The following is a 16,528-nucleotide window of genomic DNA, read 5'->3' on the forward strand; positions in this document are numbered from 1 at the left end:
CATGAACGACGCCGCCTCGACCAACCCGGACCTGCCGCTCACGGCGGCCCAGCACGGCGTGTGGGTCGCCCAGCGACTCGCCCCCGACAGCCCGCAGTACACCTGCGGCATCTACTACGACGTCCCCGCACACGTGGACCGCGCCCTGCTCGCCCACGCCGTGGAGCGGGCCGTGGCGGAGACCGAGGCCCTGCGGGTCCGCTTCCACGACGACGGAGAGACGGTCCGTCAGACGGTCGACCCGTCCGCCACCGGCGAGCTGGAGTACGTCGACCTCAGCGGCGAGGCCGATCCGGCCGGGGCCGCCCGGGCATGGATCGACGCCGACCAGGCCCGGCCCGTCACGGTCACGGACGACCGGTTGTTCCGGCACACCCTGCTGCGGCTCGGACCCGACCGGCACTGGTTCCACTTCCGCTACCACCACATCCTTCTCGACGGCTACGGACAGGTCCTGCACTGCCGCCGGCTGCTGGAGGTCTACACGGCACTCGCCGCGGGCGAGCAGCCGCCCGAGAGCGGCTTCGGCTCCCTCGGCGATGTCCTGGCCGAGGAGCGCGCCTACCTCGGCTCCGCCCGCCGCAAGCGCGACAGCGCCTACTGGCAGCGGGAGTTCGCCGATCTGCCCCAGTCCACCGAACTCGGCTCCGGCGCCACCGGACTGGCGCCCAGCCTGCCCGCCACGACCGGCCGTCTGCCCGAGGACACCGCGCTGCGGGTGCGCGGCCTCGGCGGGGCCCGCTGGTCCCTGCCGGTGATCGCCGCCATGGCGGCCCACACCCACCGCGTCACCGGCGCCCACGACGTCCTCGTCCGCGTCTTCATGGCCGCCCGGCTCAGTCCGCACGCCCTGGCGACACCCGCCATGCTCGTCAACGACGTCCCGCTGCGGATAGCCGTCGACGGCTCCACCACCTTCGCCGAACTCCTCGACCGCGTCGCCGCCCGCCTGGCCGAGGCGAGCCGCCACCAGCGCTACCCGCACGACGAACTGCGCCGCGACCTCTCCGCCCCGGCCCATCCGGGGACCCTGAGCGGGCCGTCCGTCAACGTCCTCTCCTTCGCCGCCGCCCGCCTGCCGTTCGGCACCACCGAGGCCGAGGCCCACCAGCTCGCCTCCGGCCCGGTGCGCGACCTCGCCCTGCACGCGTACGGCGACCCCGAGGCGGGCGACGGCATCGAACTGACCGTCAACGCCCACCCGGGACGCTTCACCCCCGAGACGGCCGCCGCCCACCGCGAACGCTATGTACGCCTGCTCACCGCCGTCACCGAGCGACCGAACCAGCCCATCGGCACCGTCGATCTGCTCGACGACGCGGAACACGAACGATTCCGTGCCCACAACGACACCGGCCACGCGAGCGACCCGCGCTCCCTGGTGGAGCTGTTCGAGGCCCAGGACCCGGCCGCCGAGGCCGTCGTCTTCGAGGGCGAGCGGCTGACCTACGGCGAACTGGGCGCCCGCGTCAACCGGCTCGCGCACGCCCTGCGCGGGCGGGGCGTGGGACCGGAGGCTCGGGTGGCGGTGGTGCTGCCCCGCTCGCCCGACCTGATCGTCGCGCTGTGGGCGGTGCTGAAGACCGGTGCGGCGTACGTGCCCGTCGAGACCGGCTACCCGGCCGACCGGATCGCGTACGTCCTCGCCGACTCGCGCGTGTCGTTCGTGATCGACGCGGACAACGTGCGCTCCCTCGGCGACGGCGAACCCGCCACCGACCCCGGCGTTGTCCCGCGGGGGGACAACGCCGCGTACGTCATCCACACCTCGGGCACCACCGGCCGCCCCAAAGGCACCGTCGTCACCCACGCCGGCATCACCAACATGCTCGCCTGGATGCAGGACGAGTACCGGCTCACGCCGGCGGACCGGGTCGTGCACAAGACGCCGGTCGGGTTCGACGTGTCGGTGTGGGAGGTGTTCTGGACCCTCACCCGTGGTGCGACGCTCGTCGTCGCCCGCCCCGACGGCCACCGCGACCCGGCCTACCTGGCCCGGCTGGTCCGCGACGAACGGGTCACCGTCATCCATTTCGTGCCCGCGATGCTCGGCCCCTTCCTCGACGAGTACCCGTACCTGCCCACGGACGCGCTGCGCATGGTCAGCTGCGGTGGCGAGGCACTGCCCGCCGGACTCGCCGACCGCTTCCACCGCGAGTGCGGCGTCCCACTGCACAACTCCTACGGGCCCACCGAGTTCTCGGTGACCGCCACCTCCCACGCCTGCGTACCCGGCGACCCCGTCACGATCGGCACGCCCACCCACAACTCGCGTGCCTACGTGCTCGATCCGGCCCTGCGGCCGGTGCCGACCGGCGTCACCGGCGAGCTGTACCTGGCGGGCGTCCAGCTGGCCCGCGGCTACTTCGACCGGCCCGGCCCGACCGCCGAGCGCTTCGTCGCCGACCCCCACGGCCCGGCCGGCACCCGCATGTACCGCACCGGGGACCTGGTGCGCCGACGGGCGGGCGGCGACCTGGAGTTCGTCGGACGCGCCGACGACCAGATCAAGATCAACGGACAGCGGGTCGAACCCGCGGAGGTCGAGGCCGTCCTGGCGTCGGTGCCCGGCGTCGAACAGGCCGTGGTCGTCGTCCACGACTCCGCGACGGGCGCCCGGCAACTCGTCGGCTATGTGACCGGCACCCCTCGGACCGATCCCCGCGCCCACCTCGCGGCCCTGCTGCCCGCGCACATGGTGCCGGTGAGCGTGCTCCTCCTGCCGTCGATCCCGGTGACCCCCAACGGCAAGACCGACCGCGCCCACCTGCCCGCCCCGGCCCGGCAGGTGAGCGGCCGTACCCCCGCGACCACCACCGAGCTCCTCCTGCACGGCATCGCCGCCGCACTCCTGAACCGTCCCGAACTGGGCGTGGACGACGACCTGTTCGCCCTCGGCGCGGACAGCATCCACGCCATCCAGCTCGTCAGCCGTGCCCGCCGACAGGGCCTGCGCCTCACCCCCCAGGACGTCTTCGACCACCCGACGGTCGCGCGGCTCGCCCTCGCCGCCACAACGGCACCGGCGGCCCCGCCCGTCGAGGACGACCCGGTCGGCGACCTCCCCGGCACACCCATGTCCCGGCGCCTGGCCGAACGCGGCGGCCCCACCACCGGCTACGCCCAGTCCCTCCTCCTCGCCGCCGGGCCGGAACTGACGTACGACAGGCTGTCCGTCGCCCTCCAGCAGGTGCTCGACCGCCACGACGCCCTGCGCATGCGCGGCCGGCACATCCTGCCCGTGGGCGCCGTACGGGCCGAGGACTGCCTGACCCGCGCCCGGAACGAGGACGTGGCAGGGCAGAAGGAGGCCGCCCGGCGCGCGCTGTCGCCGGACGACGGTGTGATGGTGCGGGCGGTGTGGTTCGACTCCGGCCGGCTGCTGCTCGTGCTCCACCACCTGGTCGTCGACGGCGTGTCCTGGCGCATCCTGCTGAGCGACCTCACCGAGGCGCTCACCGCCGGGGAGCTGTCCCCGCGCGGGACCTCGCTGCGCCGCTGGGCCGGACACCTCCGTGCCCCCGACCAGGAACTCCCGCTGTGGACCGACCTGTTGTCGACCCCGGAACCCGTCCTCGGCACCCGCCCCCTCGACCCGGCCAGGGACTGCCACGGCACGGCCCGCTCGGTCACCGTCACCGTCCCGGCCGACCTCACCGCCACTGTGCTGACCAGCCTGCCGGCCGCCTACCGGGCGACCCCGGACGACATCCTGCTCGCCGCGCTGTCGGCGGCCGTACAGCGCCACCGGGGTGAGGGACCGGTCCTGGTCGACCTGGAGGGCCACGGCCGCGACCACCTGCCCGACGGCATGGACCTGTCCACCACCGTCGGCTGGTTCACCCGAATCCACCCGGTGCGCCTGGGCCCCGGCACCGGGACCGGCGCCGACCTGATCAAGCGCACCAAGGAGGAACTGCGGGCGATCCCGCACGGCGGTCGCGGTCACGACCTGCTGCGCGACCGGCTCGGCGGACTGCCGACACCCCAGATCTCCTTCAACTACCTGGGCCGCCTGGACGCGACCGACCTCGGCGGCTGGCAGCTCGCCCACGGCGCCACGGCCGTGGAACTCCTCGCCGACGACGGCCTGGCACTCACCCACACCCTCCAGATCGACGCCCACGTCCGCGACGGCGAGCTGACCGCCGAGTGGACCTATCCCGCCGGTGTCCTCACCGAGACCGACGTACGCGCCCTCGCCGAGGCGTGGACGGGAGCCCTCGCCGAACTGGCCGCGCACACGCGAGGCGGACTCACCGTCTCCGACGTGCCCCTCGTCCGGATCACCCAGGAGGAACTGGACAGGTTCCGCGGTGCCACGGACGTCCTGCCGCTCTCCCCGCTCCAGGAGGGCCTGCTCTTCCTCGCGCTGTATGAGCCCGACGACCCCTATGTCGGCCAGCTCGTCCTCGACATCGACGGCGGCTTCGACCGCGACCGGATGAAGGCCGCCGCAGCGGCGCTGCTGCACCGGCACCCGAACCTGCGCGCCGGCTTCCGCACCCGCCCGACGGGCGCCGCCGTCCAGGTCGTTCCCGCCGACGTGAAGGTGGCGTGGAAGGAGGAACGGGAGGGGACCGTCCTGGAGGAGTTCCTCGCCCGGGACCGGGCGCGCGGCTTCAGCGTCGTGAGGCCGCCGCTGATCCGGTTCACCGCGCTCGGCGACCGCCTCGTCGTCACCCACCACCACCTGCTGGTGGACGGCTGGTCGCTGCCGCTGCTGGTACGCGAACTGTTCACGCTGTACGGCGGCGGTGAACTGCCCCCGGCCCCCGCCTACCGCGACTACCTGGCCTGGCTCGCCGAGCAGGACCTGGACGCCTCGGCCGAGGCGGTGCGGGAGCGGCTCGCCGGCCTGGCCGCACCCACCCTAATCGCCCCCGCCGGACACACCCCCGAGGGATACGGCTCCCACGAGGTCGTCCTGCCCGAGGCGCTGACCGAAGAGCTGACCTCCGTGGCCCGCGCACGCGGGCTCACCCTCAACACCGTCTTCCAGGGCCTGTGGGCACTGCTGCTGCGCGGGCTGACCGGACGGGACGACGTCGTGTTCGGCGCGACCCTCTCCGGCCGCCCGCCCGAGCTGCCCGGCGTGGAGTCGACGATCGGGCCGTTCATCAACACCCTCCCGGCCCGGGTCCGGTTCGAGCGGGACGAGCCGCTGGCGGCGCTGCTGGCCCGGTTGCAGCGGGAGCAGCAGGCGCTGCGGCCGCACCAGCACGCCTCCCTGGCGCAGGTCACCCGCTCGGCCGGCTTCGAGTCGCTGTTCGACACCATCATCTTCTTCGAGAACTACCCGGCGACCGACGGCATCGAGGCCGGCGGACTGCGCCTGGCCCACGCGGACCTCGCCGAGCGCACCCATTACACCGTCAGCCTGTACGTCTTCCCCGGCGAGCGGCTGCGGCTGCTGTGGGGCTACCGCAGCAGCGTCCTGGGCCCGGAGGCCCTCACACGGCTCGCGGACCGCCTGACCGGGCTGCTCGGCGAGGCGGTGGCCGGACTCGACGTCCCGGTGGGGGAGTGGACCGCCGTGTCCGAGGAGGACCGGCTGCTGATCATGGGCGACCGCGCCATCGACCTGTCCGACGGCCGGGAGAGCACCGGGCCGGGGCGGGGCGGGGTTCCGCGCACGCCGCAGGAGGAGATCCTGTGCGGCATCGTCGCCGAGGTCCTCGGCGTCGAGGACGTCGGTGTCGACGACGAGTTCTTCGCGCTGGGCGGCACGTCGATCCTGATGATCCGGCTGGTCCACCGCGTGCGCGACGAGTTCGGCGTCGATCTGTCCCTGCGGGACGTGTTCGCCGCCCCCACCGTCGCCGGGGTCGCCGGGCGGCTGTCGGACATCGGCCCGCAGGCCAAGCGCATCACGGCGGACGAGCGGCCGGCCCGCGTCCCGCTGTCGTTCGCGCAGGAGCGCATGTGGTTCCTGCAGCGGCTCCAGAGCGGCTCCGGCTCCTACAACGTGCCCATCCAGATCCGGCTCACCGGCCCCCTGGATCCGGACGCGCTCGGCGCCGCGTTCGCCGACCTGGTCGCCCGTCACGAGGCGCTGCGCACGCTCTACCGGGAGGACGACGAGGGCCCGTACCAGGTCGTGCTGCCCCCGGACACGCCCTTCGCCATGGAGGTCGTACGGGACGCCGGCCCCACCCCCGACCTGGCCGCCTCCGCCGGGCGGCCCTTCGACCTGGCCCGTGACCTGCCGATGCGGGCGACGCTCCACCCGACCGGCCCGGACACCCACGTACTGCTCTTCGTGGTGCACCACATCGCCACCGACGGCGCCTCGCTGCGCCCGCTGACCGAGGACCTGTCCGCCGCCTACCGCGCCCGGCTCGGCGGCAGCGCACCCGACTTCGCCGAACTGTCCGTCCAGTACGCGGACTTCGCCGTATGGCAGCGCGACACCCTGGCCGGAGACCTGCCCCGGCAGATCGACTACTGGAAGCAGAACCTGGACGGGCTGCCGCCCGAGGTCACCTTCCCCGGAGACCGGCCGCGCCCGGCGGTGGCCACACACCGCGGCGACCACGTGGAGTTCTCCGTCGCACCGGAGCTCTATCAGCGGGTCCTCGACCTGGCGGGCCGCACCCGCTCCACTCCGTACATGATCCTCCAGGCGGCCGTGTCGACGCTGCTGACCCGGCTCGGCGCGGGCGAGGACATCCCGCTCGGCGGCATCATCGCCGACCGGCCCGACTCGGTGCTCGACGACGTGGTCGGCGTGTTCATCAACACCCTCGTCTACCGCTTCGACACCTCCGGCGACCCCCGCTTCGAGGAACTGCTGGACCGCGTCCGCGAAACCGGGCTGGCCGCCTACGCGCACCAAGGGGTGCCGTTCGAACGCCTGGTGGAGGAGCTGAACCCGGAGCGGTCCCGGTCCCGGGCCGCCTTCTTCCAGGTGATGCTGGCCTGGCTGGACCTCACCGAGGCCCGGATCGACCTGCCCGGCGTGCGCGCCGAACCCGGACCGGTGACCAGCGGTACCTCCAAGTTCGACGTGCACTTCGACTGCCATGTCGAGGGCGACGGGCTGCTGTGCCGCCTGGAGTACACGACCGACCTGTACGACCGGCGCACGGCCGAGAGCTTCGCGGCCCGCTTCGTCCGTGTCCTGGAGACCGTCACCGCCGACCCGGCGCTGCGGCTGTCCCAGGTCGACGTGCTCGACGCCGACGAACGCGCCCTGGTGCTGGAGGGCTGGAACGACACCGCCGTACGGTTCGACGACCAGATGCCGGTGGTGGAACTGTTCGAGAGGCACGCGGCCCGGCACCCGGACGCCGAAGCCGTCCGCTTCGAGGAAGAGCGATTCACCTACGGCGAGTTCAACACCCGGGTGAACCGGCTCGCCCACGCGCTGCGCGAGCGGGGTGTCGGGCCCGAGTCACGGGTCGCCGTGCTGCTGCCGCGCTCGGTCGACCTGATGGTGGCCCTGTGGGCGGTGCTCAAGGCGGGCGCCGCGTACGTGCCCATCGACACCGGCTACCCGGCCGACCGGATCGCGTACATCCTCGCCGACTCCGCCGCCCGGCTGCTGATCTCCGACCGGGACGTCGACGGCTTCGAGCGGATCACCCCCGACGCCGGAGAGCCCGCGGAGAACCCGGGGGTGACGGCCCGCGGCGACAACTCCGCGTACGTCATCTACACCTCGGGCTCCACCGGCCGCCCCAAGGGCACCGTCAACACGTACGCGGGCATGGCGAACCGCCTGTACTGGATGCAGCGCGACCACCGGCTCGCCGCCGGGGAACGGGTGCTGCAGTCCACTGCGGTCAGCTTCGACGTGTCGGTGTGGGAGGTCTTCTGGACCCTCATGTACGGCGGCACCCTCGTCGTGGCCCGCCCCGAGGCCCACCGCGACCCGCTCCAGCTGGAGCGGCTGATGCGGGAGGACTCCGTGGCCGTCGTCCACCTCAGCGCGTCCATGCTCGGCGCCTATCTCGCCGAGACCCGGCTGCCGGGCTCCGTACGTCTGGTCGTCTCCGGCGACGAGGCCCTGCCCGCCGAGCTGGTCCGCCGCTTCCACGAGCACGCGGAGAACAAGGCCGCCGTGCTTCTCAACGCCTACGGTCCCACCGAGGCCGCCGTCGACGTCACCGCCTGGGTCGCGCCGCCCGGCACCGAGACCGTGCTGATCGGCGGGCCCGTCGCCAACACCCGCGCCTACGTGCTCGACGCGACACTGGCGCCGGTCGCCCCCGGGGCACCCGGCGAACTGTACGTCGAGGGCGTCCAGTTGGCCCGCGGCTACCTGGACCGGCCCGCTCTGACCGCCGAACGGTTCGTCGCCAGCCCGTACGGACCGCCCGGGTCGGTGATGTACCGCACCGGGGACGTGGTGCGCTGGACGGTGGACGGCGAACTGGAGTACTTCGGCCGCGCCGACAACCAGGTCAAGCTGCGCGGCCTGCGCGTCGAACTCGGCGAGATCGAGGACGCGCTGGCCGACCACCCGGCCGTCGCCCAGGCCGCCGCGGCCGTGCACGGGCAGTGGCTCGTCGGATACGTCGTGCCCGCGGCCCAAGGTGTCCCGGTCGACGCCGAAGAACTGCGCGACCGGCTCACGGCACGGCTGCCGGAGTACATGGTCCCGGCCCAGATCGTCGAGCTGGACACCATGCCGCTCACCCCGAACGGCAAGCTCGACCGCAGGGCACTGCCCGTCCCGGAGCAGACCCACGCCTCCGGGCGCGGGCCGCGCACCCCGCAGGAGGAGATCCTGTGCGGGCTGTTCGCCGAGGTGCTCCAGGTGGGCGAGGTCTCCATCGACGACGACTTCTTCGCGCTCGGCGGCCACTCCCTGCTGGTGACCCGGCTGGCCGGCCGTATCCGGGCCGCGCTGGACGTCGACCTCGAACTGTCGGTGCTGTTCGAGGCGACGACAGTGGCGAAGCTCGCGTCCCGGCTCGCCGGGAGCGGACCGCGCCGCGGCGGCGTCACCGCACAGCCGCGTGAGGGGCGCCTGCCGCTGTCGTACGCCCAGGAACGGCTGTGGTTCCTGCACCGCTTCGAGGGCCCGTCCGCGACGTACAACCTGCCCGTCGCGCTGCGGCTGACCGGTGACCTCGACGTGGCCGCGCTCACCGCCGCCCTGGACGACCTGGCCCTGCGGCACGAGGCACTGCGTACGGTCTTCGCCGAGGACGAGCACGGCCCCCACCAGGTGGTCCTGCCTTCCGTGCCGCCGATGACCGTCGTCCGCGTCGACGAGGGCGTCCTCGAAGAGCGCGTCGCCGACGCGGTCCGCACTCCCTTCGATCTCTCCGTCCAACCCCCGTGGCGCGCCACCCTGTTCGACCTCGGCGCGGGCGAGCACGTGCTGCTCCTCGTCCTGCACCACATCGCCGGCGACGGCGCCTCCATGGCCCCGCTCGCCCGCGACCTCGCCACCGCGTACGCGGCCCGGAGCCGGGAAGAGGAGCCCACCTGGGCGCAACTGCCCGTGCAGTACGCCGACTTCGCGCTCTGGCAGCGGCGCTCGCTGGGTGAGGCAGACGACCCGGACAGCGCCCTGTCCCGTCAGCTCGACCACTGGCGGACGACGCTCACCGGGCTGCCCGAGCAGATGGAGCTGCCCTTCGACCGGCCCCGGCCCGCTGTGCCCACCCACCGCGGCGACACCGTGCCCTTCACGGTCGCGCCCGAGGTCCACGAGGCCCTCGTCCGGCTCGCCCGCGAACACCACACGACGGTCTTCATGGTTGTACACGCGGCTCTGGCCACCCTGTTGCACCGGCTCGGCGCGGGCGACGACATCGTGATCGGCTCACCGGTGGCGGGCCGCACGGACGACGCCCTGACACCCCTGGTCGGCTTCTTCGCCAACAACCTCGTCCTGCGCACCGACCTGACCGGCGACCCCGGCTTCACCGAGGTGCTGCGCCGGGTGCGGGCCGCCGACCTGGCCGCCTACGCGCACCAGGACGTGCCGTTCGAGCGGGTCGTGGAGGTGGTCAACCCGGCGCGCTCCACCGCCCGGCACCCGCTGTTCCAGACCGGCCTCAACTTCAACAACGCCGACCAGCAGGCCGCCCTCGACCTCGCCGTCGACCTGCCCGGCCTCACCGCGCGCGTGCGGCCGGTCGCCTCGCCCGCCGCCAAGTTCGACCTGTCGTTCTTCCTCACCGAGCGGCCCGAGGGCGGGGTGCACGGGCTCCTGGAGTTCGCCACCGACCTGTTCGACCGCGACTCCGCCGCCCGCATCGCCGAGCGCTTCACCCGCCTGCTCACCGCCGTCACCGCCGAACCCGGCCGCCCCGTCGGGGAGTTCGACGTCGTGGAAGCGGACGAGCGGCGACTGCTGCTCACCGAGTGGAACTCCACCGACCACGCGGTGCCGTCCCGGACCCTCACCGAACTGGTCGAGGCCCAGGCCGCCCGCACCCCGGACGAGCCCGCCGTCGTCTTCGGCGACACGGAACTGTCGTACGCCGAACTCGACGATCGCGCCGACCGGTTGGCCCGGCACCTGATCGGCCTGGGGGCCGGTCCGGAGCGCTACGTCGCCGTGCTGATGCCGGTGTCCGAACACATCCCGGTGACGCTGCTCGCCGCCCTGAAGACCGGCGCCGGCTATCTGCCGCTCGACCCGGCCCACCCGGCCGACCGGCTCGCCTTCATGCTGGCGGACATCGCGCCGGTCGCCGTGGTCACCACGGCCGAACTGGCCGCGGCCGTCCACTCGTCGACGGATGCCCCGGTCGTGCTCACGGACGATCCCGCGATCGCGGAGCGGGCGGCCGGCCCGCTCACCGCTGTCGTCCGGCGGCCCGAACACGCCGCGTTCGTCATCTTCACCTCGGGCTCCACCGGCCGGCCCAAGGCGGTCGTCGTCGAACACCGCTCGCTGGTCGCCTATCTGGCGTGGGCGACCCACGAGTACGAGAGCCTGCGCCGACGCGTCCTGGTGCACTCGCCGGTCTCCTTCGACCTCACCGCGACCGGCATGTTCGGCCCGCTGATCTCCGGCGGCACCGTCGAACTGGTCGGCTGGAACGCGAGCGGCCCCGACCCCGACGCGCGCGTCACCCGGCCCGACTTCGTCAAGGCCACCCCCAGCCATCTGCACCTGCTGGGCGTGGTCCCCGAGGAGTACTCACCGGGCGGACAGCTCGTCCTGGGCGGCGAGTCCCTCCTCGGCGACGTGCTGGACGCCTGGCGCACCCGGCACCCAGGAGTGACCGTCCTCAACGAGTACGGCCCGACCGAGACGACCATCGGCTGCAGCCTGTTCCGCATCGAACCCGGCGACCCCGTCCCGCCCGGCGTCATCACCATCGGCACCCCTGCCTGGAACACGCAGATGTACGTGCTGGACGCGCTGCTGCGCCCGGCACCCGTCGGCACCGCCGGCGAACTGTACGTCGCGGGCGACCTGGTCACCCGCGGCTACCACGGCCGCCCCGGCCTGACCGCCGGACGGTTCGTCGCCAGTCCGTTCGGCCCGCCCGGGTCCCGGATGTACCGCACGGGCGACCTGGCCCGCTGGACGGCCGCCGGGCGGCTGGAGTTCGTCAGCCGCGTGGACGACCAGGTGAAGATCCGCGGATTCCGCATCGAACTCGGCGAGGTGGAGGCCGTCCTCACGGCCCGGCCGGGCATCGACGCCGCCGCCGTGGTCGTCCGCGAGGACGCCCCCGGCGACAAGCGCCTCGTCGCCTACGTCGTACCGGAACAGGGCCACCCGGCGGACCTGGCCGCTCTGCGCGCCGCAGCGGCGCGGGTCCTGCCCGACTACATGGTCCCGGCCGCGTTCGTCGTGCTGGAGACCCTGCCCCTGACCGCCAACGGCAAGATCGCCCGCAGGGCGCTGCCCGCGCCCGGTCGCACCGCCGAGAGGCCGGGCAGGCCACCCGCCGAGGGCACGGAACGCCGGGTGGCAGACCTCTTCGCCACCGTCCTCGGAGTGCCCGAGGTCGGCGCAGACGACGACTTCTTCCGCCTCGGCGGCCACTCCCTGCTCGTCGCCCGGCTGGTCAACCGGATCCGGGTCGGCCTCGGAGTGGAGCTGTCCGTCCGGGAGGTCTTCGAACACGCGACCGTCGCCGGCCTCGCGGAACTGCTGTCGGACCGCCCGACGCAGACCCCCTTCCGGCCCCCGCTCGTCCGGCGCGAACGGCCCGAGTTGGTACCCCTGTCGGCGGCCCAGCGCCGGATGTGGTTCCTCGACCGGCTCGACGGCCCCTCGCAGACGTACACCATCCCCGTCGTCCTCAGGATGGCCGGCACCCTCGACCCGGACGCCCTGCGGGCCGCCTTCGGCGACCTGGTGAGTCGCCACGAAGTGCTGCGCACGGTCATCGCCGAGGCACCCCAGGGGCCGCACCAGGTCGTCGTCGACACGCAGCCGCGCTTCACGGTCCGCTCGTTCGACCCGGCCGACTTCGACGCGGGGGTGGCGGAGGCCGCCCGGACGCCGTTCTCCCTGGACCACCAACTGCCGATCCGGGCTGCGCTGTTCACCGACGGGGCACGTGAACACGTCCTGCTCCTGCTCCTGCACCACATCGCGGGTGACGGTGGGTCCATGCGGCCCCTCGCCGAAGACCTCTCCACGGCCTACGCCGCCCGCCTCGCCGGCCGCGCCCCCGACTGGGCTCCGCTGCCCGTGCAGTACGCCGACTACGCGCTGTGGGAGCGGGAACTGCCCGCAGAACGGCTCGACTTCTGGACGAGGGAGCTGGCCGGGATCCCCGACCAGCTCGAACTGCCCGCCGACCGGCCCCGGCCCGCCGTCGCGTCCCGGCGCGGGGGAGCGGTGCCCTTCACGGTGCCTGCCGGACTGCGCCGCCAGGTCGACGCGCTCGGCCGCGACCGGGGCGCCAGCGCCTTCATGGTGCTGCACGCCACACTCGTCACCCTGCTGACCCGGCTGGGCGCCGGCGACGACATCGTGATCGGAACGCCCGTGGAGGGCCGCCCGGACACCGCGCTCGAAAACCTCGTCGGGCTGTTCGCCAACACGCTGGTGCTGCGCGCCGACACCTCCGGCGACCCCACGTTCGAGGAACTCCTCGACCGGGTACGAGCGACGGACGTGACGGCGTACGACCACTCCGACGTTCCGTTCGAGCAACTGGTCGAGGCCCTCAACCCGGCGCGCTCCCGCTCCCGGCACCCCCTGTTCCAGGTCATGCTGACGGTCAATCAGGAGACGGTCGCACCCACGCTGCCCGGACTTGAGGTGACCGTCGAAGACCTGCACGGCGACCTCGCCAAGTTCGACCTGTCGCTGACGCTCACCGAGAGCGGCGAGGGCGGCTGGTCCGGATCGGTCGAGTACGCCTCGGACCTGTTCGACCGCGCCACCGCCGAGGACGTCGCCACCCGCTATCTGCGTCTCCTGGACGAGGTGACGACCGACCCGGCCCGTCCCCTGCACGCCCTGTCCGTGCTCACTCCCGCAGAACACGAGGAGCTGGTCGTCCGGCGCAACGAAACCACCCCGCCGCTGCCGCAGGCGTCGCTGCCGGAGATGTTCGAGGCACAGGTGGCGCGCACCCCGCACGCCGTGGCCGTCGTCGCGGACGACACGGAGCTGACGTACGACGAGCTGAACCGCCGAGCCGACCGGCTCGCCCGGCACCTGACCGGGCTCGGGGCCGGACCGGAGACGGTCGTCGCGGTGGTGCTGCCGCGCCGCCCGGACGTGGTCGTGGCGCTGCTCGCGGTCCTGAAGACCGGGGCGGCCTATCTGCCGGTCGACCCCGCCGACCCGCGGGCGCGGATCGACGCTCTGATCGCCGACGCGGGCGCCACGATCGTGCTCACCGAGGACACGCTCAGCACCGCTGAGGACACCCTCGCGGACGGTGCCCCGGGCGTCCGGGTCCACCCCCACCAGGCCGCCTACCTGATCCACACCTCCGGATCGACCGGCCGCCCGAAGGCAGTGGTCGTCGAACACGGGTCGCTCGCCGCCTATCTGAACGAGGCCGCGGTGATGTACCCGGCCGCGTCCGGCGAGTCCCTGGTGCACACCTCCCTCGCCTTCGACATGCCGGTGACCACGCTGTTCACGCCGCTGGTCACGGGTGGCCGGGTGCGGTTCGGCGAACTGGACGAGGACACGCCGACCCCCGGCCTGCTCAAGGTCACCCCGAGCCATCTGCGGCTGCTGGCGTCGCTGCCCGACCGCGTCAGCGACGCCCGGAACCTGGTCATCGGCGGCGAGGCACTCGACGGCACCGCCCTCCAGACGTGGCGCGAGCGGCACCCCGAAGCCGTGGTGATCAACGAGTACGGCCCCACGGAGGCGACGGTCGGCTGTGTCGTGCACCGGCTCGAACCGCACGACGCGCTGGGGGCGGGGCCGGTGCCCATCGGCCGCCCCATCGGAGGCGCCCGCGTGTACGTCCTCGACGAGCGTCTCCAGCCCGTCCCCGACGGTGTGTGGGGCGAGCTGTACCTCGCCGGCGCCGGACTCGCCCGCGGCTACGCCGGACGGCCCGGCCAGAGTGCCGAGCGCTTCGTCGCCGACCCGTACGGCTCGCCCGGCACCCGGATGTACCGGGTGGGCGACCGGGCCCGCTGGAACCGCGCAGGGGTGCTGGAGTACGCCGGACGCGTGGACGGCCAGGTCAAGATCCGGGGATACCGGATCGAGCCAGGTGAGATCGAGGCCGCGCTGACCGCGCTCGACGGGGTCGCGCGAGCCGCCGTCATCGCGCGCGAGGACCGTCCCGGCGACCAACGGCTGGTGGCGTACCTCGTGACCGAAACACCGCTGGCCGCCGATGAGTTGAAGGTCCGGCTCGCCACCGTCCTGCCCGCTCACCTCGTACCGTCCGCGTTCGTCGACATCGACGCGATCCCGCTGAACGCCAACGGCAAACTGGACCGCAGGGCACTGCCCGCCCCGCCGGACACCGCCGCCGGCACCGGCCGGGCGCCGCGGACCGAACGGGAGGCCCTGCTGTGCGGGCTGTTCGCCGAGGCGCTGGGCGTGCCCGAGGTCTCCGCCGACGACGACTTCTTCGCGCTGGGAGGCCACTCCCTGCTCGCCGTCCGCCTGGCCGACCGCATCGGTGAGACGCTGGCGGTCCGCTTCAGCCTGTCGGCGCTACTCGAAGCACCCACCCCGGCGGGACTGGCCCGCCACCTCACGGAGGGCGGCCCGCACGCTTCGTCGTGGGTGCCGGACTCGGAAGCCGAGCTGAGTCCCGCCCTGCGCTTCACGTCCGGCACATCTCCCCTCGGCCCTCCCGACGTGCGGCATGCCGACCCGCACGCAGGTGTTCCTCAAGAGATCCTGCTGACCGGGGCCACGGGGTTCGTCGGCGCCTTCCTCCTGACCGAGCTGCTGCACCGCACATCGGCGCGCGTGCACTGCCTCGTCCGTGCGCGGACCGACGCCGAGGCGGGCGAACGGCTGACCGGGGCGCTGCGCCGCTACGGCATCGACCTCGGGCCGACGCCGGATCCGCGGCTGAATGTCGTCCGGGGGGACCTGGCGGCAGTCGACCTCGGCCTCGAACCCGCGGACTGGGCGAGGCTGCGCGAACGGGTCGACACGATCGTCCACAGCGGCGCACACGTCCATCACCTCTCGCCGTACACCCGGCTGAAACCGGCCAACGTGGAGGGCACCCGGACCCTGCTGCGCCTGGCCGCCGAAGGCCGGCCGAAAGCGATTCACCACCTCTCCACCCTGGGTGTGTTCACCCTCGGCCAGGACTCCCGGCTGGTCACGGAGGATTCATCGACCGACGGTGAGAAACACCCGTTCGGAAACGGGTACGCGGCGAGCAAATGGGTCGCCGACCGGCTCGTGGAGCGTGCCTTCGAACGGGGCGCCGCCGGCTCCGTCCACCGGCTCGGCCGCATCTGGGCGCACACCTCGACCGGCGCGGTCAGTCCGGACGACATGTTCTCCCGACTGCTCACCAGTTGCGCCGCGCTCGGCTGCCATCCGGTCGGACCGGATCTGGAGGAAGCTCTGCTCCCCGTCGATGTCCTGGCCCGCGCCGTCGTGGGGCTGATCCTGACCGGGACGGGAACGGGCTGTGCGCACCACCTCCACCACCCGCGAAGGGTCGGAGCCGATGTCTTCATGAGCGGCTACGGCCGCAGGCACGGGACGGTCTCCGAAGCGGTCCCGCTCACCGAGTGGCTGCACCGCCTGCGGCGCGCCGGCGAACGGGGACAGAACCTGCCGATCCTGCCCTACCGGGCGTACCTCGAAGAGCACGCGAGGAACACGCCGGACCCACGGCGGCCGACCCTGGAGTTCGAGAACGACAGGACGCTCCAGCGCCTGCGGGATCTGGCGGTCGCGATCCCGGACATCGACGAGGCAGCGATCTCCCGCTACTGGGACTTCGTCGAACGGTGAGGCGAGCCGCACGAACCGACCTCCGTGGCCCGGCTTCCTCCGAGCATCCCTCCGCCACTCGAACCGTCCGTCGGCCGGCGCGAGTTCCTGATGAGCGGCCACACCACCCGGACCACCGGCCAAAACCGTGGCCCGACCTCCCACACCGGCAGGCGAAGCGCCTCCCGGCTCCCGAAAGGA

1 protein-coding gene is annotated in these 16,528 nt (G+C 73.2%); it reads left to right on the forward strand.

Translation table 11 applies throughout. The features are described 5' to 3' along the window. Position 1 precedes the first annotated feature (1 nt). Positions 2-16,348, forward strand: coding sequence for a non-ribosomal peptide synthetase (locus OG595_RS44255; RefSeq protein ID WP_329282414.1), 16,347 nt, complete (start codon positions 2-4; stop codon positions 16,346-16,348). Positions 16,349-16,528 lie beyond the last annotated feature (180 nt).

Source organism: Streptomyces sp. NBC_01451, from assembly GCF_036227485.1.
In the GTDB taxonomy this organism is placed as follows: domain Bacteria; phylum Actinomycetota; class Actinomycetes; order Streptomycetales; family Streptomycetaceae; genus Streptomyces.